Origin of the sequence: Rappaport israeli, assembly GCF_001888055.1 — a bacterium.
In the GTDB taxonomy this organism is placed as follows: domain Bacteria; phylum Pseudomonadota; class Gammaproteobacteria; order Cardiobacteriales; family Cardiobacteriaceae; genus Rappaport; species Rappaport israeli.
Map to the genome: position 1 here is coordinate 107,545 of NZ_LXHZ01000022.1, position 19,918 is coordinate 127,462.

At 51.8% G+C, this 19,918-nt stretch carries 33 protein-coding genes; 30 read left to right on the plus strand and 3 right to left on the minus strand.

Going from position 1 to position 19,918, the window contains the following annotated elements:
* Positions 1–37 precede the first annotated feature (37 nt).
* The 9 genes from A5N84_RS05850 (at position 38) to A5N84_RS09960 (ending at position 4,858) form a co-directional block, all read left to right on the plus strand.
* Positions 38–838 (plus strand): GPO family capsid scaffolding protein, encoded by an 801-nt coding sequence (locus tag A5N84_RS05850; RefSeq protein ID WP_072281618.1) that lies wholly within the window; start codon positions 38–40, stop codon positions 836–838.
* Between the two features lie 9 nt (positions 839–847).
* On the plus strand, positions 848–1,867 hold the full coding sequence (locus A5N84_RS05855) for a phage major capsid protein, P2 family (RefSeq protein ID WP_072281619.1): 1,020 nt from the start codon (positions 848–850) through the stop codon (positions 1,865–1,867).
* Positions 1,868–1,882: 15 nt separating this feature from the next.
* On the plus strand, positions 1,883–2,527 hold the full coding sequence (gene gpM, locus A5N84_RS05860) for a phage terminase small subunit (protein ID WP_072281620.1): 645 nt from the start codon (positions 1,883–1,885) through the stop codon (positions 2,525–2,527).
* Between the two features lie 106 nt (positions 2,528–2,633).
* Positions 2,634–3,077, plus strand: coding sequence for a head completion/stabilization protein (locus A5N84_RS05865; RefSeq protein WP_072281621.1), 444 nt, complete (start codon positions 2,634–2,636; stop codon positions 3,075–3,077).
* Complete coding sequence (locus A5N84_RS05870) at positions 3,074–3,274, plus strand: tail protein X (protein WP_072281622.1); 201 nt, start codon at positions 3,074–3,076, stop codon at positions 3,272–3,274. The genes A5N84_RS05865 and A5N84_RS05870 overlap by 4 nt, the downstream gene beginning before the upstream one ends.
* 2 nt (positions 3,275–3,276) lie before the next feature.
* Entirely contained in the window at positions 3,277–3,666 is a 390-nt protein-coding gene (locus A5N84_RS05875; RefSeq protein WP_072281623.1) for a hypothetical protein, read from the plus strand.
* Positions 3,663–4,142 carry a lysozyme gene (locus tag A5N84_RS05880; RefSeq protein ID WP_072281624.1) on the plus strand — a complete coding sequence of 160 codons (480 nt, stop codon included), beginning with the start codon at positions 3,663–3,665 and terminating at the stop codon, positions 4,140–4,142. Before A5N84_RS05875 ends, A5N84_RS05880 begins: the two co-directional genes overlap by 4 nt.
* On the plus strand, positions 4,135–4,524 hold the full coding sequence (locus A5N84_RS09955; protein WP_072281625.1) for a hypothetical protein: 390 nt from the start codon (positions 4,135–4,137) through the stop codon (positions 4,522–4,524). Before A5N84_RS05880 ends, A5N84_RS09955 begins: the two co-directional genes overlap by 8 nt.
* Before the next feature lie 124 nt (positions 4,525–4,648).
* A complete protein-coding gene (locus tag A5N84_RS09960; RefSeq protein ID WP_072281626.1) occupies positions 4,649–4,858 on the plus strand; it encodes a TraR/DksA C4-type zinc finger protein in 210 nt (69 codons plus the stop codon).
* Here the strand turns inward: A5N84_RS09960 and A5N84_RS05895 are convergent.
* Both A5N84_RS05895 and A5N84_RS05900 read right to left on the minus strand, forming a co-directional pair.
* Entirely contained in the window at positions 4,851–5,156 is a 306-nt protein-coding gene (locus A5N84_RS05895) for a helix-turn-helix domain-containing protein (RefSeq protein ID WP_072281627.1), read from the minus strand. The genes A5N84_RS09960 and A5N84_RS05895 overlap by 8 nt on opposite strands.
* 12 nt (positions 5,157–5,168) lie before the next feature.
* Positions 5,169–5,423, minus strand: coding sequence for a type II toxin-antitoxin system RelE family toxin (locus tag A5N84_RS05900; RefSeq protein WP_072281628.1), 255 nt, complete (start codon positions 5,421–5,423; stop codon positions 5,169–5,171).
* A gap of 56 nt (positions 5,424–5,479) precedes the next feature.
* Between A5N84_RS05900 and A5N84_RS05905 the strand changes: the two genes are divergently transcribed.
* The 21 genes from A5N84_RS05905 (at position 5,480) to A5N84_RS06000 (ending at position 19,276) form a co-directional block, all read left to right on the plus strand.
* Complete coding sequence (locus A5N84_RS05905) at positions 5,480–5,932, plus strand: phage tail protein (RefSeq protein ID WP_072281629.1); 453 nt, start codon at positions 5,480–5,482, stop codon at positions 5,930–5,932.
* Entirely contained in the window at positions 5,925–6,365 is a 441-nt protein-coding gene (locus A5N84_RS05910; protein WP_072281630.1) for a phage virion morphogenesis protein, read from the plus strand. The genes A5N84_RS05905 and A5N84_RS05910 overlap by 8 nt, the downstream gene beginning before the upstream one ends.
* Complete coding sequence (locus tag A5N84_RS05915; protein WP_072281631.1) at positions 6,362–6,874, plus strand: phage baseplate assembly protein V; 513 nt, start codon at positions 6,362–6,364, stop codon at positions 6,872–6,874. Before A5N84_RS05910 ends, A5N84_RS05915 begins: the two co-directional genes overlap by 4 nt.
* Complete coding sequence (locus tag A5N84_RS05920; protein ID WP_078055601.1) at positions 6,871–7,284, plus strand: GPW/gp25 family protein; 414 nt, start codon at positions 6,871–6,873, stop codon at positions 7,282–7,284. The genes A5N84_RS05915 and A5N84_RS05920 overlap by 4 nt, the downstream gene beginning before the upstream one ends.
* A 184-nt stretch (positions 7,285–7,468) precedes the next feature.
* Complete coding sequence (locus A5N84_RS05925) at positions 7,469–8,254, plus strand: baseplate assembly protein (protein WP_158008659.1); 786 nt, start codon at positions 7,469–7,471, stop codon at positions 8,252–8,254.
* Complete coding sequence (locus A5N84_RS05930; protein WP_072281632.1) at positions 8,254–9,144, plus strand: phage tail protein; 891 nt, start codon at positions 8,254–8,256, stop codon at positions 9,142–9,144. The genes A5N84_RS05925 and A5N84_RS05930 overlap by 1 nt, the downstream gene beginning before the upstream one ends.
* A gap of 1 nt (position 9,145) precedes the next feature.
* Positions 9,146–9,628, plus strand: coding sequence for a hypothetical protein (locus A5N84_RS05935; protein ID WP_072281633.1), 483 nt, complete (start codon positions 9,146–9,148; stop codon positions 9,626–9,628).
* A 9-nt stretch (positions 9,629–9,637) separates the two neighbouring features.
* Complete coding sequence (locus A5N84_RS05940; RefSeq protein WP_078055603.1) at positions 9,638–11,578, plus strand: DUF4815 domain-containing protein; 1,941 nt, start codon at positions 9,638–9,640, stop codon at positions 11,576–11,578.
* Positions 11,579–11,591: 13 nt separating this feature from the next.
* Complete coding sequence (locus A5N84_RS11830; RefSeq protein ID WP_233119990.1) at positions 11,592–12,233, plus strand: hypothetical protein; 642 nt, start codon at positions 11,592–11,594, stop codon at positions 12,231–12,233.
* A 44-nt stretch (positions 12,234–12,277) separates the two neighbouring features.
* A complete protein-coding gene (locus A5N84_RS11835) occupies positions 12,278–12,778 on the plus strand; it encodes a hypothetical protein (RefSeq protein WP_233119991.1) in 501 nt (166 codons plus the stop codon).
* Between the two features lie 8 nt (positions 12,779–12,786).
* The gene (locus tag A5N84_RS05950) at positions 12,787–13,035 is read left to right on the plus strand and encodes a hypothetical protein (RefSeq protein WP_072281634.1); all 249 of its coding nucleotides are present in this window, start codon (positions 12,787–12,789) and stop codon (positions 13,033–13,035) included.
* Between the two features lie 2 nt (positions 13,036–13,037).
* On the plus strand, positions 13,038–14,273 hold the full coding sequence (locus A5N84_RS05955; RefSeq protein ID WP_072281635.1) for a hypothetical protein: 1,236 nt from the start codon (positions 13,038–13,040) through the stop codon (positions 14,271–14,273).
* An 8-nt stretch (positions 14,274–14,281) separates the two neighbouring features.
* Positions 14,282–14,899, plus strand: coding sequence for a hypothetical protein (locus A5N84_RS10760; RefSeq protein WP_072281636.1), 618 nt, complete (start codon positions 14,282–14,284; stop codon positions 14,897–14,899).
* A 96-nt stretch (positions 14,900–14,995) separates the two neighbouring features.
* Complete coding sequence (locus tag A5N84_RS05965; protein ID WP_072281637.1) at positions 14,996–15,478, plus strand: hypothetical protein; 483 nt, start codon at positions 14,996–14,998, stop codon at positions 15,476–15,478.
* Positions 15,471–16,646: a phage tail sheath protein gene (locus A5N84_RS05970; RefSeq protein ID WP_072281638.1), complete on the plus strand. Its 1,176-nt coding sequence runs from the start codon at positions 15,471–15,473 to the stop codon at positions 16,644–16,646. The genes A5N84_RS05965 and A5N84_RS05970 overlap by 8 nt, the downstream gene beginning before the upstream one ends.
* 9 nt (positions 16,647–16,655) lie before the next feature.
* A complete protein-coding gene (locus A5N84_RS05975; RefSeq protein ID WP_072281639.1) occupies positions 16,656–17,165 on the plus strand; it encodes a phage major tail tube protein in 510 nt (169 codons plus the stop codon).
* A gap of 19 nt (positions 17,166–17,184) precedes the next feature.
* Positions 17,185–17,478: a phage tail assembly protein gene (locus tag A5N84_RS05980; protein ID WP_198923826.1), complete on the plus strand. Its 294-nt coding sequence runs from the start codon at positions 17,185–17,187 to the stop codon at positions 17,476–17,478.
* Entirely contained in the window at positions 17,478–17,612 is a 135-nt protein-coding gene (locus tag A5N84_RS09550; protein ID WP_143324854.1) for a GpE family phage tail protein, read from the plus strand. The genes A5N84_RS05980 and A5N84_RS09550 overlap by 1 nt, the downstream gene beginning before the upstream one ends.
* Positions 17,612–17,866, plus strand: coding sequence for a hypothetical protein (locus A5N84_RS05990; protein WP_072281641.1), 255 nt, complete (start codon positions 17,612–17,614; stop codon positions 17,864–17,866). The genes A5N84_RS09550 and A5N84_RS05990 overlap by 1 nt, the downstream gene beginning before the upstream one ends.
* 14 nt (positions 17,867–17,880) lie before the next feature.
* Entirely contained in the window at positions 17,881–18,306 is a 426-nt protein-coding gene (locus A5N84_RS05995) for a phage tail protein (RefSeq protein ID WP_233119992.1), read from the plus strand.
* The gene (locus tag A5N84_RS06000) at positions 18,251–19,276 is read left to right on the plus strand and encodes a contractile injection system protein, VgrG/Pvc8 family (protein ID WP_078055605.1); all 1,026 of its coding nucleotides are present in this window, start codon (positions 18,251–18,253) and stop codon (positions 19,274–19,276) included. The genes A5N84_RS05995 and A5N84_RS06000 overlap by 56 nt, the downstream gene beginning before the upstream one ends.
* A gap of 245 nt (positions 19,277–19,521) precedes the next feature.
* On the opposite strand, the gene A5N84_RS06005 is transcribed toward A5N84_RS06000, so the two are convergent.
* Positions 19,522–19,911, minus strand: coding sequence for a hypothetical protein (locus A5N84_RS06005; RefSeq protein WP_158008660.1), 390 nt, complete (start codon positions 19,909–19,911; stop codon positions 19,522–19,524).
* Positions 19,912–19,918: the final 7 nt, after the last annotated feature.

Below are 19,918 nucleotides of genomic sequence, written 5' to 3' on the forward strand. Positions count from 1 at the left end.
GCATATCACTCGCAATCTCGCACCGGAGCCACAAAAAATGAGATATTTCCGCATCGCCACCGAAGGCAAGACTATCGACGGACGCGTCATCACCGCAGAGCACATCAAACAGATGGCCGCTAACTACGACCCAAACAAATACGGCGCACGCATCTGGATTGAGCATATGCGCTCGCTGGTGCCTGACGGCGCATTTAAAGCGATGGGCGACGTCACCGCGCTCAAAACCGAAAAAAACGCCGACGGCAAACTGGTATTACTCGCCGCAATTGAGCCTACCGCTGAACTGGTCAAAATGAATCAAGACAAACAAAAGATCTACACCAGCATTGAGATCGACCCCAATTTTACCGACAGCGGCGAGGCCTATCTGGTGGGCCTGGGCGTAACGGACAGCCCCGCATCAACCGGCACCGAACGCTTGATGTTTAGTGCGATCAGCCAAGAAAAGACCCATTTATTTAGCGCATACGACGACGCTGATTTTGAGTTTGACGATACACAGACTGCTGACAAATCCAACATCTTTTCCCGCGTCAAAGAGCTGCTACAAAAGCACGACACTGCGCAAAACCAAAAGGCAGACAGCCAATTCAGCGCTTTTTATAAAGACGTCGCCAAATCTATAGAGCAAGTCATCGAGGACTACAGCAAGCGCGATAAAGCACGCATTGAGCAATACAACGCGCTAGCGCAAAAACACAACGCGTTACAAACGAGTTTTGACGAGCTCAAGCAATCCCTCGACCGCACCCCTGCCTCTGATCACGACGACTACACAACCCGTCCTACCGCTGACGGCAGTAGCGCCAATAACCCCATCGAAACAGACTGCTAAGGACTAATTATGCACAAGCTAACCCGCCAAAAATACAACCAATTTTTAAACAGGATTGCCGAGTTAAACGGTGTCGATGACGCTACCACAAAATTCAGCGTCGCGCCACAGCCAGAGCAAATACTGGTTGAAAAAATCCAGGATTCCCATCCTTTCTTAAGGTCGGTCAATAGCTACGTTGTTGACAACCAAGAAGGCGAAAAAATCCACATCGGCGTCAACTCGACGTTGGCTGGGCGCACAGATACCAGCGACGGCGAAACCGAACGTAAGCCACGTAACATCGCCTCGCTCAGTAACGACAAATACCGCGCCAATCAAACCAACTTTGACACATTTGTGCGTTACGCCACGCTCGACGCCTGGCGCCATAAAAAAGATTTTCAACGCTTGTTGCGCTTGGTCACGAGCAAGCAAATCGGACGCGATCGCATGATGATAGGCTTTAACGGCACCAGCGTTGCTGCCAATACCGACCGTAGCGCCAACCCGCTGTTGCAAGACGTCAATAAAGGTTGGTTACAGCACCTGCGCGAGAGCAAATCAAGCGCGGTAATGAACGGTGCAAAAATTGGCAGTATCAACGGTAAAGATTATACCCACGTCGACGCCGCCGTCTTTGACGCCGTCAATACCTTAATCGAGCCTTGGCACCGAGACAGCGAATTGGTCGTGATTTGTGGGCGCAAAATCTTGTCGAGCAAATATTTCCACTTGATTGACAGCAACGACGTACCGAGCGAGAGAAAGGCGCTTGAGTCGCTGATGGTCAATAAATCACTTGGCGGACACAAGACATACGCGATTCCATTTTTCCCAGAGGACGCCATTTTTATCACGCCATTGAGCAATTTGAGCATCTACACCCAGAGTGGCACCACGCGCCTCGCGTATTATGACAACCCCAAACTCGACCGCATCGAGGAGTACCGCAGCGTCAACGAGGCGTACGTCATCGAGGACTACGACGCGTGCTGCTTACTTGAGGGCATTAAGACACCCAACGATGATGGCAGCGCCTGGGTATAAGTGGAGGATCACACCATGACACCCGCACAAAGACACAAGCAACGCGAGGAGGCTCGGGCAGCAAATGCCCGAGCGTCTGAAAGCGACAACGAGCTCAGCGGCGGACACTACGAGCTCATGCTCAACCAGCTCGCACAACAAAAGCGCGCGCTGAAAGCGATTAAATCGATGAGCAAACGCATCGAGGCCAAAGCCGAATTGTTGCCGGAATGGTCCGGATACATCGAGGGCACGCTCAGCGAGGACGCTGGTGTGCAAGACCAAATCATCGGCCAATTATTGGTTTGGTCCATCGACGTCGGCGATTTTGCGCAAGCATTGAGTATTGGCGCGTACATGCTCAAGCACGATCTCGCCCTACCCGAGCAATTTGAGCGCGAGACCGAGGAAGTGCTCGCCGAGGAAATGGCCGAGGCGTGGATTAAATCTGACACACCTACGCTCACACTTGAGCAATTGCAGACGGTCGAGGCGTTAACCAGCAAATACGACATGCACGACGAGATCCGCGCCAAACTTTACCGCGCGCTCGGCGAGGCAGAGCACAACGCAGGCAACGACGCGACCGCGCTTGAGTGGTTGCGCCAAGCGCTCGCACTTAACGAGCGAGTCGGTTGCAAACCGCTATTTAGCAAGTTGGAAAAACAGCTCAGCGAATAACTCTCTCTACAGCCCGCGCGGGGGCGCGGTGGTGAACACGTTTTTGTGAAAGTTTCTGTTCCCACCGCAACCGCGCACCTTAATTCTTTATTTAATAGGTGAAAAAATGAGCGCATGGGTCCCCAAAAATAAGCCGAATGAACATCCAGTGCCCGACATTGTCGTCAATCCTGACGCCTTTTTCCCGGATTTTAGTTTATCCGAGTTTCGTCGCGAGATGCGCAACGACGACACAATCACCAACGAGCGCCTGACGGAACATTTTGAGGTCGCGATCATCATGATTAACGCGCTGATCGCTGATTGGCGCGCGCAGCAATTGGGCATCCATCGTTTACCCGTCGGCACTCAGACAACGCTCTACAAAACCGCCGTATATCGCCGAGTCAAAACATACATCCTCGAGCAATACTGCGACATCGACACCACTGGCGACGGCAACGAGCGCGCTGAGGCATACGAGCGCCGCATCGCGCACGAGCAACAACGCGAGCGCGAGGCAGTCCGACTGCTCACCGAGCGCAAACGCACAACCGCGGTATTAATATGATTGTCATCACCCAACAACACGACACCCTCGACGCTTTGTGCTACCGGACCACTGGGCGTACCGATATTATTGGGACGGTCATTGAGGATAACCCTCACGCCATCCACCCACCAATATTACCTGCCGGGTTGCGCATCAGCGTGCCTGACCTACCCAAAGCACCACCACGCAAACCATCAATAAAATTATGGGACTAATTATGCCAGATCCAATCACTAATAGTGCATTTGCCGGCGCGACGCAAACCGCGCTTGGCAGCATCATTTACAAAATACTCGTCTATATCATCGGCCCTATCCTTGCCGCCGTGGTGGTGATGTTTATGGCACAACCGCGCAGCCCAAGAGAATGGTTTAGCGCGATGATTAGCACCGTCATGGCGTCCATCGGTTTGGGCAGTTACGTGCTGACGCATTATCTCGTACTCAACCCCGCTGCCGATGAGCTCTCTGCGATGCAGGCTGGCGCCGTTTATTTTATGTGTGGATTGCCGGGGTGGTTTTTTGTGCGCGCGCTGTTTTATACCTTTGAACAACATCGCAATACCAATATTTTAGAGCTTTGGCAAAAATTAAGGGGGCTTAAATGACGCGACAAATGACATCACAAGGCATGCGCGCCTTAATCGTGCGCGAGGGATCGCGCAATAAAATGTATCACGACGCCGCCGGGCTACCGACCATCGGCGTCGGCCACCTACTCACGCGCAGTGAGCTAACCAGTGGCAAAATCATCATCACCGGCAAGCCAGTGCATTGGCGCGCGGGGCTCAGCGACAAACATATCACCGCGCTACTTGATCAAGACAACGACATCGCCGAGCAAGCGGTTAACGATCTCGTGCGTGTACCGCTCACGGACAATCAATTTGATGCGCTGGTGTCGTTTGTGTTTAACGTCGGCGTCGGTGCATTTAAGCGCTCGACGTTGTTGCGCGAACTCAACAAAGGCGACTATCAAAGCGTACCACATCAGCTTAGACGTTGGGTATACGCCGCGGGCAAACCCGTCCTCAAAGCTAGGCGCGAGAGCGAGGCGATGCAATGGTTGAGCGACTATGTTTAAAAAATTACACATTTATATCGCGGTTTTTGTCTTGCTCGCCTACAACATCGTTTCAATTGGGCTTGCCTACCGCGCAGGACAACGTAGCGTGCAACATCAGCAACTTAACGCTGCACTTGTTGCAATCACAACAGCGATTGACCAGCAAAAAGCACAGCACAAAATCTATGCGCAACTTTCAGACGAGTTTGCCGCGATCAGCACGCGCCAACACAACGCCGCACGCCACATGGAGGACAACATCAATGCGTACCTACAAACCCTTGAGCATCGCGATGATTGCATTGAGCCTGACGCTGTGCGCCTGCTCAACCAAGCCATCGACACCGCCAACGCTGCCGCCACCACCAGTGGAAGCGAGCGCGCTTACCCCCTGCGCTGACCTACCCGCGCTAAGTGACGGCAGTAATCACGCGCTGATCCGCTGGATAGCGCAGGCAAACGAATACTACGCAAATTGTCGTATTAAACATCTATACACAAGCAATTGGATAAAAATCAACACCATGGACATCATTGACAGAGCCAGCGAAACCGAAGAAATGACGCGCAATATCGCAATTAACAAAGCGCGACAAAGACAATCGTTACAAGGCACGACTGAATGCATCGACTGCGACGAGCCCATCCCCGCTGCCCGTCGCGCTGCCAACCCAAGTGCGCAACGTTGCATTGATTGCCAAACGGATTTTGAGCGTAAGCGCCGTGTTAAATAACCAACTCAATATCGGCATCAAGCGCTGTCGCAATGGCTTTGATGACTTTGATCGAGCCATCTTTTTTGCCGCGCTCAATATCGGATATATAGCTTTGCGACACGCCAATGCGCGCCGCGAGCTCAGTCATCGTCATGCCGCGGTATTCACGCCAAACGCCGATTTTGTTGTCGCTGTCAAACAGCTTGTCGACAAACTCAGATGGAAAACGCTCACTGTCGCTGCCCGCGCACATTTCATCGTATGCGGTTTTTTCGATGATGACATAGTCCTTGTTGTTAAGTGTGATGGTTTGCATCCTGTAATCTCCTTATTTTTTATAAACTTGACCGCGAGGCAGCACCCGCCAAATATCAATCACCGTGTCGTATTCATCGAAGCGCACACGGTAATCGCCCACCCGCAGGCGATAGCCAGGCTCGCCAGTCATCTTGATGACATTGTTGGCGAGCGACGCGGGGTCAGTTGCGTACTGATTGATTTTTGCACGCACGTTTTTTTGCGCATTGGCTGGCATTTTCGCCAAATCTTTCATCGCCTTTTTGGTGTAAGTGATCTTTTTCATGCGGTTAATTATAGCAAATAGATATAAATAGGTCAATTAAAATAGCGGATAGATATATGCACACATTAAAGCAACTCAGAGACACCCTGCTCGACGCCGGCATTGGCATCGAGCCAGAAAACATCAGCGCCTTTGCTGATAAGGGCACAGTGCGCCATTATCCCGCGCGCGCTGGTGATCCCGACTGCAACAGCAATTTTAGGCTTGAGTACAACGCGACCTTGGTCATCATCAACTACGCACGCGCCCCCGAAATCCTCATGCATATCGTCGGCGAGTGGTATCACCGCGTACAGCCTGGTCACAAAGCAGACGGCATCAGTTATGAGGCGGAGATACTCGATCACGACAGCGTCGACATCCGCATCACCATTGACGGACTAATCGATACTTACAAACCCAACGAGTTAGTCGACGGCACGTTGATCATCAACTGTGCCAATCAAGCCGCCGACCCAATTATCCGCCAAGCCGGGATAGTTAGCGTGACAGGTGCCAAAGATGCTTGAGCATAATCTAGACGAGCTCGACACATGGTGCGCACTACAGATGGCACGCTTATCGCCCGTTGCGCTCAGGCGCCTACAACGCGATATTGGCTACCACCTGCGCGAGCAAAACCGCAAGCGCATCAAAGCGCAAACAGGGGCAGACGGTCAACGCTGGGCACCGCGCAAGCCCGACACCGGCGACGGCAAGGGTAAAATGTATAAAAAACTAAAACAGAACAAACATTTAAAAATCAGACATACAACCAATGGGCTACGGGTTGGCTGGTTTAATCGCGTCGGACGCATTGCGCGCACGCATCATTACGGATTGCGCGAAGAGCTTAAACACGGTGTCGCCGAGTATCCCGCGCGACCACTACTAGGCATCACGGCGGCAGACAAGGCCGGCGTGCAAGAGATCATCCTGCGACACCTCTCGGAGGCGCCATGAATTTTGACCAGACGGACAGCAAACGCCGCTTGCACAATACAATATTAATTGCCACAGTTGATAAAATTGACTGGGAGCACCGTAAATTCCGCGCGCGACGCGGTGATATTTTGACGGGCTGGCTACCGATGCCGGCAAAAATCACCAACAATTACAAATACTGGTATCCATTGCGTAAAAAAGCACAAATTCTGCTTGCGTGTATGAGCGGTGATCTCAATACCGCCTCGGTAGTGGGCATGCTTTGGTCAGATGACGTCAAAGCCCCCGACATCCCAATCGATGAGCGCCAGACAACTGAGCTAATCGAGTTTGAGGACGGCACGGAAATCCGCTACGACGCAAAGCGCAAAACAATCACGATTGACACGCCCTGCGATCTGACGATTAAAGCAAAAACAATCAGCCTGCAATCCGATGCACTGACGCACAACGGCATCAACATCGGTGCAACCCATACACATAATGGCGTTGTGTCTGGCGGATCAAATACGGGGGTGCCACAATGAGCCAACAACCCAACCACGTTCCCCAAAAAAATCACTATCGTGATTTTAATGGGGAGCCCCGTGGAGCATTAGCTAAGCTCGGCATGAGCCGTCACGATGGACGCAAGCTCTCGCCTCAGATTGCGCATATTCACCAATCGCTAACCGATATTTTTACCACGCCAATCGGCACGCGCATCCAGCGCCGCGACTACGGTAGCCACTTATTTGCCTTGATAGATAGCCCGATGAACCCCGCCGGGCGGTTGCGTTTGGCTGCCGCCGTGGTTGACGCGACATATCGTTGGGAGCCTCGGGTTGTCATCACCTGGGCGATGATTGACGCGAGTATCGACGGCAAAGTCACGCTCAATTATCAAGCACGTACGCTTGATGGCGAGGATATACGCAATGCCATACGCATTAGATGAGGCCGACACAAAATGAGGTTACACCCACTATCTCTGGCAATTTTTACCGCGATATATGCACGCGTCCGCACAGCGCCTGGGCGGATATCATCTACTAGCACAGCAACAGACAAATGCAGACAATAATGTTATGACAAATCCAGCCAAGCCCAACGTCTATCAAGCGCTAGACTACGAGACAATTTTGACCCGTCGCAAAACGGCTTTTATCTCATTGTGGCCGAGCGATGAGCGACAAGCGTGGGCCGATACGCTCGCGCTCGAATCAGAGCCTGTCACAAAATTACTAGAGGAGTCGGCGTATCTTGAGATGTTATTACGCGCGCGCATTAACGACGCCGCGCTTGCTAACTTGCTCGCATTTGCACGCGACAAAGACCTCGAGCGCCTCGGCGAATTTTACGGCGTTGAGCGCTTTGAGGGCGAGAGCGACACGGCATTGCGTGAGCGCATCATTGAGCGTATCCGCGCATCATCAACCGCCGGTCCTGCCGCGCACTACCGCTATCACGGCCTATCAGCCTCACCCGACGTCGCGGACGTCCATATCGACAGCCCGCGCGCGGGGCTAGTGCGTGTATCTGTGATTGCCAAAGATGGACAAGCAGACGCAACGCTGGTTGACACCGTGCGCGCGCATCTCATGCGCGACGATATCCGCGTGCTGACAGACACTCTCGACGTGCGCGCAGCAAGTGTGCAACGCGTTGACGTCTCTGCCACTATTTATTTGCTACCAGACGCAGCGGTAATCGACGTGGCACAAATTGAGACGAGGTTGCGCGAGGCGGTCGGCACCCAACTCGGCCTTGGTCGAGATCTGACCCGCTCATGGCTGATTAGTACCTTGCATACGCAAGGCGTGCAAAACGTGGTGCTACACGCACCAAGCAACGATATTGTCATCGACAATGATCAAGCAGCCGCCATCGGCGACGTCAATATAACCTTTGCCGAGCGAGGGTATTGATGAGTTTACTACCACCCAACAGCACCGAGCTTGAGCGCAAACTATCATTTACTCTACAAGGCGCGACGGTCGCGCAAGATGCCGACATCATCCGCGGACGTAAATTTGATCCGCCAGACAGCTGGCTGGATTTGCTGATTTGGGAGTATGGCCTCGGCGAGCTCAGTCCTTATATACAAGATAAGCGTCAGTTGATTGATGACGGTTTGCGTTGGAGTCGCATACGTGGCACGCCCGAGTCGCTACACATGGCGCTCAGCTGGGGTGGCTTGCGAGCGCGAATTGTTGAAAGTACGCCGTCGGCTGAGCGTAACGACGTCCTCGCCCAGCAAAATTATGTGCCATACAAGCATTTTGCCGAGTATGACCTCATTACCGACACACTGCCTAGCGTTGTAGACATTTGCAATTATGCTCACTTGGCTATCCTAGCCCAACCTGTGCGCTCGAGATTGTGGCGACTGGTCCACGGTTACGACAGAGGCGTTTTAAAGCTCAGCGATAGTGCGCTCGACGATGCATTTTTAGACGATGACTCAGGCGTGTACCCTACCCGGGCACAACTACCATGTTTGCCTACAGATGAGCAACAGGGGCAAATACCCAAACTGTCATTTAGGCAATTTTTTTCGGCGCGCGTTGAGCGAGCGCAAACAGACGTGATCATGGGGATGAGCATTACTTATGCCTATCACATCACTGCTTGGCAATCACACATGCCCTATCTCGACGACCTACCCGGCCCAAACGAGGTATGGACAGCGATAACCGGCGCAAGCACGCCATCAGCAGCAGCAATTTATTACGGGCAAGTTTGGGCAGACCAGCCGTGGACAAACGCGCAAGACTGGACAAACACACGCATAATGATAACCAAAGGACAACATTAATATGGCTATACTCACAACAAGCGGACGCGCGGCACTAGCAACCGCCGTTAAAAATAGTACATTGCATCTAGCATGGGGCCGCGGTGATGCAAGCTGGGATACATCACAACCGCGCGAGCCACGCGCCGCGACTGCGCTCACCGACGAAATCGGTAGACGCAAAATCACGCTCGCGCAATACTGCCGTCCTTTAGCCGATGGCAATATCGTCACACTTGGCGCACGGTTTGTACGCTCAGAGACACCAACACCAAACTTGCACGTTCGTGCTGAGTTTGATTTTAACGACGGTCTCGGCGAAACCATCAGAGAGCTCGGTGTATTTATCGACACACAAACTCGCGACGACTTACCCGCAGGGCAAACCTATTTAACGCCCAGTGACTTAACATCCCCAGGCATTTTGCTCACACTCGACTACATCACCGCTAATCAACGTGGCGTCGGCGCGCGCATTGCCTTTGATTTTGTCATTACATTTTAAGAGGATGACATGAGTAACATAAATTTAGCCAATTACTACAACCGCCACACCGCAGACAACCAAGACGAGACCCTACTCTTTAGAGCTGGACTCGGACTACAATCAGCGGAGCTCAACGAGCTGCAAGCGATACGCGAGCAACAAATCAAGCGCATTGCCGACCAATTTATGGTCGACGGCAGTATCCAATCTGGCGGCGCAATCGTCATCGACCAAGACACGGGGGCGACCACCTGCGCGACATCAGAGATTTACCTGCGCGGACGGGTACGCGACGTGCCTGAGCGTCAATTTACCATCCCAACAGATGGCAGTGTGCAAATCGGCGTGTGGCTGACTGAGAGCGTCATTACCGAGCTTGACGACCCAGGGTTACGCGATCCGGCAGAGGGCACGCGCAATTATGATGAGCCAGGCGCCGCGCGCCTGCGTATCAGCGCCGAATGGGGTCTCTCAACTGACAACCATACTGGCAACTTTTACCGCGTTTATGACGTGGAAAACGCGGTGCTTAAAATCAAATCTGCACCGCCAGATATGAGCGGATTTAACAACGCATTAGCCCGCTATGATCGCGACAACAACGGTGGGCACTACGTAATCAATGGTCTTGACGTCATCTATAACAGTCACGATGACAACGACGAAACGTATTCCTTGCGCGAGGGCAAGGCGCATGTGTTTGGCTATGAGATTGAGCTACCGACATCACTGCGCCTACGTTTCCCTCTCGACCCCGATTTGCAAACCGTGCTATCCGAGCCTCATCAATTTAGCGATGCCGGCAATGGCAAAATGCGCGTCAATGTTGACCGTGCCCCAATACATGAGATCCGCAAAATTGACATCACCAAGCAAAAAACTGAATCCATCTTGCACGGCAGTTACTCTGGCGTTGCCGATGCATTGCCAGATGCATCTGTCATCGAGATTGTCAGTGTCGAGCAAAGTGGCACAAGCTACCAAAAAACAACTGATTGGGTATTTAGCAGCGGCATGCTCGACTGGTCACCAAGTGGCGATGAGCCTGCCCCCGGTAGCACTTATAGCGTCACCTATAAATACATCACTCAAGTTGAGCCAATTGATGCAGACGAGCGCGGATTTAGCGTCGAGGGCGCAGTTGACGGCTCGTTAATTTTAATTGATTACCAATGGCGCTTACCGCGCGTTGACACCGTCACGATTGACCGCGAGGGCACGATTACGCGTATAAAAGGCATGCCCAGACGCTTTAACCCAAAAGCAATACCAGCCTCATCGGGGCAACTTGAGCTCGCGCAGTTATGGCACACATGGTTTACCGATAGACCAACTAAAGTCATTAATACCGCTATTACCGCGGTAAGTATGGGCACATTGCAGGACATGCGCCACGACATATTTGATCTATATGATTTGGTCGCGATTGAGCGTCTTAAATCCGACGCCATTGCGACAGCGCCAAGTGCGACTCGCGGCGTATTTGTCGACCCATTTTTAAACGACAATATGCGCGATCTCGGGCAATCGCAAAGCGCTAGCATTGTTGATGGCGAGCTAATGTTACCCATCGCCGCTGACGTTAAATTGCTCGACGAGCATCGCGCGCCCGTAACGCTACCATATCAAAAGGTATTACTCATCGAGCAAACAGCGCGCACAGGCAGACTCAAAATCAATCCTTACGCGGCATTTGACCCAATCCCTGCCACGGTTGAGCTTATGCCACCGGTAGACGTGTGGACCAAAACCAATACTGTTAATCATGCAGACGTGACACGCGTTTTTGGCAGTGGTGCACGCACACGCATTAGCGAGCATATCGAGCGGCGCACAACCGGCACAAAAACCGCCGAATACCTACGCCCAATCACCATTAAATTTAGGATTGAGGGATTTAAGCCCGACGAGCCACTGCCAAAAGTCATATTTGACGGCATCGAGCTCGCTGTCGAACCCACCTCATAATTAAGGAGGCATTATGATTACAGCAGATCACAGCGGTATCGTACGCGGACAATTTACCCTGCCAAGCGACATACCTGCAGGCACAAAACGCGTTGAATTTATCGGCAACCGAGGCAGCAGAGGCCTTGCACAATTTACCGGACGAGGCGAAATCACCATTGAGGAGCGTCGTCGCGTGCGCGTTATCCAGCGCTACGACCCATTAGCACAGACGTTTACCCTGCTAAATGAGGGACGACATATCGCGGCGGTCGGGCTTTGGTTTGAGGATATTGGCGCGCAGCCTGTCACGATACAAATAAGAGAGGTTAGCAACGGCGTCCCAACGGGCATCGTACTCGCCGAAAAGCGCATTGATGCCAGCGACATTGCCAGCGCTGGCTCGGAAACCATTATTGATTTTGTCACGCCTTTGTATCTAGACGCGCTACAAGAGTTTGCCATCGTCGTTTTGACCGACGACAACGCCCACAGCTTGGCCATCGCGAGGTGGGGCAATACGATGCGCGCGCCCAGCGCTACGTCACAGAGCAAGGCTACACGGTTGGCGTGTTGCTCTCATCGTCAAACGCAAGTACATGGACACCACACAATAACGCCGACCTCGCATTTAGGATTTACGCCGCCGAATTTAGCACAAGCACGCACACATTAGAGCTCAACACGGTAAGTACGACTAATGCGTCTGACGCATATTTAATGGCGGACGTTGAGCGGACAGGCGCAGAGACAGACGTCATCTTTACCTTAACCGACGCCGATGACAATAGCTACCGCTTACAAGATAACCAAACAGCCAGATTAGATGCACGCACCGACGACGACATCAAGACAAAAGTTACGCTGACAGGTAGTCGCAAACGATCGCCACTGCTTTACCCAGGCGTATTAATCGCGCTCGGCAATTTGCAAGAGACCGCCACTTATATCAGTAGGAGCGTCGTTGCAGGCAGTGGCGAGGCCATCGTTACATTAGAGAGCAACACGCCGTCGGGTAGTAGTGTCAAAGTAGAGATTGAGATTGACGGCAACTACCAGACCTGCACCCCCACAAACGGCGAGCCCATTGGCGATGGCTGGGTGCGTAATGAGTACAAACGAACCATTACTGGCGGCGACAGCGTGCGTTGTCGCATCACACTGACTGGGACAATACACGCCCGTCCGCGAGCGCGCCAGCTACGCATGATCACAACTTAGGAGGCATTATGATTGACGAGCGCACCCCACATAACAACTTACCTTTACCCAATCAACAAAATTTATTGAGTGAGGACGTCGAGCGTATCCGCACAGCGATTGGTGGCATTGATGAGGCATTACACAGCGCACAACAAACGTTAACCGATGCGTTGACAGAGGCGGCACAAGAGCGCGAGCAAGCCCTCGAAACATTTAGCGACACTATTGCCAAAAAGCAACGCAAAACCTATATTTTAGCATTGGCGGGGTTATAAAAATGAACACGTTACAATCCGCTGCCGCCGCCGCCGCATTGAGCGTTGATCTCGCAACCGTCAGCACCGACAGACTCATCGAGCTGTGTTTGCTCTATCGTGCTGCACCAGATGCGTTGGTGACCTTCCCCGCCGCCTTGCAAGCAGAGATTGAGCGGCGATTTACGCGCGAAGAAATCGCGCAAGAAGACGTCATGTTTAGCGTATTACAGCATTTTAGCAATCAATTTAAGTCGCCCATACCTTATGCACATCAACAGTTTATGAATTTGCTGGCGCAAACCAATCGCCACGTTTGGTTTGTGGATAACCGAGATTTTTATAGGACTGCTATTAATAATCCAACCATCGCACAATGGCTACTTACACGCCTCGACATATTAACTGTTTGCATCAATGACCCGGATATTGGTCTCAGCGAGATAGCCGACAGCGAGGTCATGACAACAGCCATTGTCACGCATACAGACGCCTACACGATTTGGCAAGAGGCGCGGGATTTATGGCGCATCTGGCCTCAGCACAGCGTTGGCATGACGGTCATTGCTAAATCTGAGCAAATTATGACTTGGGTATCATCATCCGCGACAGCAATGCAAGCCGTCGCCGCGTCCGCGACAGCAATGCAAGCAGTTGCCGCATCTGATACAGCAATGCAAGCTGTTGCCGCATCTGATACAGCAATGCAAGCAGTTGCCGCATCTGATACAGCGATGCAAGCAGTTATTGCGTCTGATACAGCAATGCAAGCAGTTGCCGCATCTGATACAGCGATGCAAGCAGTTATTGCGTCTGATACAGCAATGCAAGCTGTTGCTGGGTCAGGCGAGGCACTTGCATCTATTATTAATACCGCGGCCGCTCGTAACAAATTGATAGCGCATAACTCAAGGCTACAAGCATACAAAACGCAAATTTTTAATACTGTTAAAGCGACTTGGACACGTAAAAAAACATATAAGACAAAGGCAAATTACCAAGTAGATGCCGCAAGTGGCGTAGTTAGGGCACCAGCAGGGCTGGTTTTTGCTGTACTTGGTGGCCACAGTAGCAGGTATCCTGCGAACACGACCATGCGACACCCAAATGGGGCTATTGTAGCAGTTAATAATAGACACCTTGGCGATGATACTAACTCTATAACAAATAATTTAGACGGGGTGAGCTTTAATGGCGCGCAATTTAACGCTACAGCTCATTACGGTCGCTTATATATCGAGCTATGGGCGCCACAATAGGAGGATTTATGAGTTATCACATTATTAATAACAAAAACGAGATTGTCGGCTGGTCAGCGGATGAGTTTGACCCTGGCGGAGACCTGCGCTTAGTGCCAGAAGGAGAGCCTATTGAGCCGCTGAGCCTAGACGCCCTCAAAGCCGAGCGCGTTGAGGTTATCAAAACCGAGGCTCGCGAACGCATCGAGGCACTAGCTTGGCGCATCGAGCGCGCCAAAGAGCGCGATTTAATTGGTGCAGAGGGTGAGACAATTGCTGAGGTCTATGCCGAGCGCGAGGCAATTAGACAGGCGAGCGCGCGAGCTGAGGCAGATTTAATGACGCTCACCGAGGCCGAGAAAATCAGTGCTTTTACGTGGGATGTGCTTGAGCAAGACTATATCAAACCGAGCAAAATCACCAAGCTCGCGTTCGTGCGCAGATTTAGCGACGAGGAATATCACGCATTAGCACAAGCACGGTCGCAAAATCCCCAGCTCGCAGGCTGGTGGGAAAAGCTTAATTTTGCACTTAATATCAACTTAGCAGATCAAGAAACCATCACAGGCATCTATTTTTTAGAAAAAATGGGACTGATTGGCAAAGGCAGAGCCGCGCAAATATTAGCAATAGACAGCTCAGGCTAACGCCAATCGGCGTTACTAGTCGCGCGACTGCAAAAAACCAACCCCACCCGAAGAAGTTAAACCCAAGCGCCGACGCAAGTCGGCAGAGGCAAAAAAATGAATACCGAAAATACTATTTATATTGCATTTTATAAAGGCAAAGCACGTAAAAACGATCCAATCAAGGTCAAACTAGCGCATATGATGGACTTTCTGATCCGCGTCATTACCCGCTCGCCCTACTCGCACTGCGAAGTCGCAATACCCGATACCACGCGCAAAGGTGTCTACCATTGTTATAGCTCGTCGATAAGAGATAAGGGCGTACGTGACAAATGGATGTACTTACCAAATTACCGCTGGGATCTCGTCAAAGTCGATGCTGACGCGGCAAAGATCCGCGAACGCTTTGCGCGCACGCAAAAAGCTGGCTATGACTACGCTGGTCCGTTTTCATTCCTATTGCCAGTTATCCATCACAACCCTAAAAAATGGTTTTGCTCAGAGTTGTGCGCGTGGCTAATCAACTTGCCCAACTCGCGCCGCTACTCGCCTGCAAGCCTGCACAAACACTTAACCACAGGAGCCAAACATGCCTGATTATTTACACGGCGTCCGCGTCATCGAGCAAACCGACGGCGCGCGCCCAATCCGCACCATTGCCACCAGTATCATCGGCTTAATCGCGACCGCAGACGACGCCGACGCATCGCTATATCCACTCAATGAGCCAGTGCTACTCACAGACTTGGCTACCGCTATCGGCAAAGCTGGGCAATCTGGCACCCTTGCCAAAGCCCTCAATGCGATTTATCGACAAGCCAATGCGATGACCGTCGTCGTACGCGTTAGCGAGGATACAGACACCGACGCGCAAGACGCTAACGTCATCGGCGCATATACAGACGGCAAGTACACTGGCCTCAAAGCCCTGCTCACAGCACAAAGCAAACTGCGCGTCACCCCGCGCATACTCGGCGCCCCAGGGCTGGACTCACAAGCCGTCACCACCGAGATGGTCAGCATTGCTAAAAAATTGCGTGCGTTTGCTTATGCGCACGCCGTCGGTGATAGCAAAGAGAGTGCGGCGACATACGAGCAAAACTTTGCCGACCGCGAATTGATGTTGATATATGGCGACTGGCAGGGTTGGGACGAAACGCAGTCAGCGGTAAGCAATATTGACAGCGTCGCCACAGCTCTGGGATTGCGCGCAAAACTCGATAATGACATTGGCTGGCATAAGACGTTGTCAAACGTTGCTGTGTCAGGCGTCATGGGGATTGACCGCGACATCACGTTTAACATCAGCGATCCAAGCAATGATGCCAACTATCTCAACAGCAAAAACGTCACCGCGCTGGTGCATAGCGACGGCTATCGCTACTGGGGCAACCGTAGCGCTAGTGATGACCCCGCCTTTGCATTTGAGAGTTATGTTCGCACCGCGCAAGTCATCGCCGATACTATGGAGGAGGCGCATAACTGGGCAATTGATAAACCGCTTAGCCCAGGCCTTGCCAGCGATATCATTGCAGGCGTCAACGCCAAGTTGCGCGAGCTCACCGCGCGCGGATACTTGCTCGGCGGACAAGCGTGGTTTGACTCATCACTCAATCCCAAAGAGACGCTACGCGACGGCAAATTGACTATCAGTTACGACTACACGCCAGTGCCGCCGCTCGAACAGCTCGAATTTATCCAAAAAATCACCGACGTTTATCTAGTCGACTTTGCCCGCCGAATTGAAGCTGGCACCCATTTTTAAGGAGCGATTATGTTACCCAAACTCATTAAAGACGCGATTTTATCGGTCGACGGCCACGGCTACGCTGGTCGCATTAAGTCTATCCAATGGCCAAAGCTCGCGCGCAAATTTGAAGAGTACCGTGCAGGCGGTATGCACGGCCCCGTCGAGGTCGATCTCGGCGGCGAGAAAATGGAGATGGAGTTTGAGCTCGACGAGCAATCGGCTGAATTACTGCGCCTATGGGGTGCGTGTAGCGCGACCGCCGTGCGCTTTAGGATCAACGCCAGCGCGGAGAGCGACAATCCAGATTGCAATGGCAACGCCATCGAAGTGGTTTGCCTCGGACGCCTTCGCGAAATTGACCCAGGTCAATACCAGCCAGGTGAAATCCAAACCGCGAAATACGGCGTCGCAGTGACAACGCTCACCTATCGCCTAGACGGTGAGACGCTAATCGACATCGACAACGCCAACAATATTTTAGTTGTCAATGGCGTTGATCTGCTAGAGAAGCGCCGCGAACACCTGCGCATGTAATTAACAAAAGGAGCCAATTATGAACAAAACCATCACCCTAAACACGCCACTCAAATCAGGCAATAAAACCATCAGCGAATTTGAACTGCGCGAGCCCAAAGCGGGCGAGCTACGCAACATCAAGCTATTTGACGTTATGCAGATGGACAGTGCCGCTTATATTGAGCTACTGCCGCGCATCACCACCCCTACCTTGACCAAGGCGCAGGTCGCAGACATGAGCCTCGCCGACTTAATGCAAACCATGACAGCAGTCGCGGAATGGTTTGCGGGAAAGCCGAGCGACACGCAGGAGGATATCCCGCAGACGTAATGCAAGCCTGGGCAGATATCAATATTGTGTTTGGCGGCGGTTGGCCGCCAAGCGAAATGGACAATATGACCCTAGATGAGCTTGTGAGCTGGTGGTATATCGCACGCCAACGCCATAAAATGGATAATAGTTAATGTCAGATCTCAATATTAATGTACAACTGCGCGCGTTTGACCGCATGAGCAGGCAATTTGCAAATATCCGCCAAGCTAGCGACAAACTAACCCGCAAATTTGATCAGGCGCGAGGTAAATTAGGTGCGTTAAACCAGCATTTAAAAGACGTTGAGGCAATGCGCAAGCACCGCGCCGCACTGGCGCAGAACGGGCAAGCGCTGACCGAAATGCGCGAGCGCGCCCGACGCTCACGCACCAGATTATACGATTAGGAACCACTATGTTAATGATTTATGGTTTATTTGTGTTTAGCGTTGATACCGCCCCATTTGACCGTATCGAGCGCGACACAAGCTGGCGATGGCCAAGCAATAACCGCACCGGCGCAGATATCGTCTATCAATACACTGGGCGCGGCGAGGACACGATAAGCTTAAGCGGTGTATTAATGCCCGAGATAAGCGGCGGACCCGTTAATTTAGATATGCTACGGCGCATGGGCGATCGTGGCGAGCCTTACTTATTGATGGGCGGCAATGGCGATATTTATGGTTACTATATTATTGAGCAATTGCGCGAGGGCAGGTCATATTTACTCGCCGATGGCACCGCACAAAAAATAGAGTTTACCTTAACGCTCAAGCGCTACGCTGGCAATGAGCAATTTGGGTTGCTCGCCCCACTATTACCACTGCTCACGAGGCTATTTTAATGACGCTACTTACCAGCTGACAATCAATGGTAACCCCATCGAGCTACGCAACCGCTTGCTCAATATGCAAGTCGTCGACAAAGATGGCATGGAGGCCGACCAACTCACACTTGATATTGACGACGCCGACGGCAGCGTCGAAATCCCAAGCAAAGGCGTGGTTGTGGGCGTGACATTTGGCTATAACTGGCACTCGCGCTATATCGGCACATTTGTCGTTGACGAGGTTAGCCACCACGGGCCACCAGACGTCTTGACTATCCGTGCGAGTAGCGCAGATTTCCGCCGGTCCTTGCTTGAGGAGCGCGAGATCAGCTATCACGCCACCACCCTTGGCGCCATCATTGGATCAGTCGCTGCGCGCAATACACTTGAGTCCGCTATAAACGGTGATTTAGCATCAATAACTATTGAGCATTTAGACCAAACCAACGAGTCCGATGCTAATCTCATCTCACGCTTAGCTGTCGAGCATGACGCGGTCGGCACCGTCAAAGACGGGCGCCTTGTTTTTATCCCGCGCGCCAGTGGTAAAACCGCCAACGGCCAGGCACTGCCCGTAGTCACTATCGAGCGCAGCGCAGGCGACACGCACGAGTACAGCGATGCAGACCGCGACGAACGCGTCACGGGCGTCATTGCTTATTATCAAGACAAAAAAAAAGGTCGACGCAAAAAAGTCACGGTTGGCAGTGATGGTTACTGTCGCCACTTAAAACAAACATACAACAGCGAAAAAGAGGCGCGCGAAGCCGCCGCAGGCAAATTTAAACGCATCCAAACGCGCTCGCGCAAGCTCACCATCAACCTCGCCATCGGTCGCCCCGAGCTTATCGCAGAGCTGCCCATCATCACCCGTGGTTACAAGCCACAAATTGACCAAATACACTGGTTTGCCGCCGAAATCACCCACACGCTCAACGAAAAAGGCTTAACAACATCGATACGATGCGAAGAAATGCAAAAATAATGAGATTAGCCCTTAAAGTATTCAGCACGCGCGCTAATGACAGCGGATTATGGTCTGATAAGTTAATTGAGCGGCAATTGGACCACAGACCACGCGACGACGCTGGCGTCTATGACAAATCGGAGCAGATTGACGACAGACGCAGACTAATGGCCGGGTACGGGCAAACCTAAATTCGACTGGTCATCCGTGGATTGGCGCGATAATAACCGCGCCATCGCCGAGCAGCTCGGCCAATATATTATCTAAGTTTTATCAATAACATCAGGAAATTTAACACGAGCGTTAGCTTCCTCTTTATCTGCTAAATCACCATGCCACCATAGCGCAAATCCTATATACATCATTGAAAAAAGCACCAACATTGGCGTTAACGCATAGTATAAAAATAGTCTGTTTTTAACTTTAGATATATGTTTTTTGTCATCAGGTGATAATTCCTCGCCTGACTGATATTCTGTTTCCATCACGTTTTTAGATTCGGCGTCATAATGCATATCACGGTTTGCTGGATACGTGAAGGTGACTAAAAAAGCGCAGGCTAGAAAAAAAACAAATAAAAATTTATACCAAAGAGCATTCTTGCGCTTCTGAATATAATCTTTGCGCCGATAAACTACCAGCTCCTGTATCAACCCAACA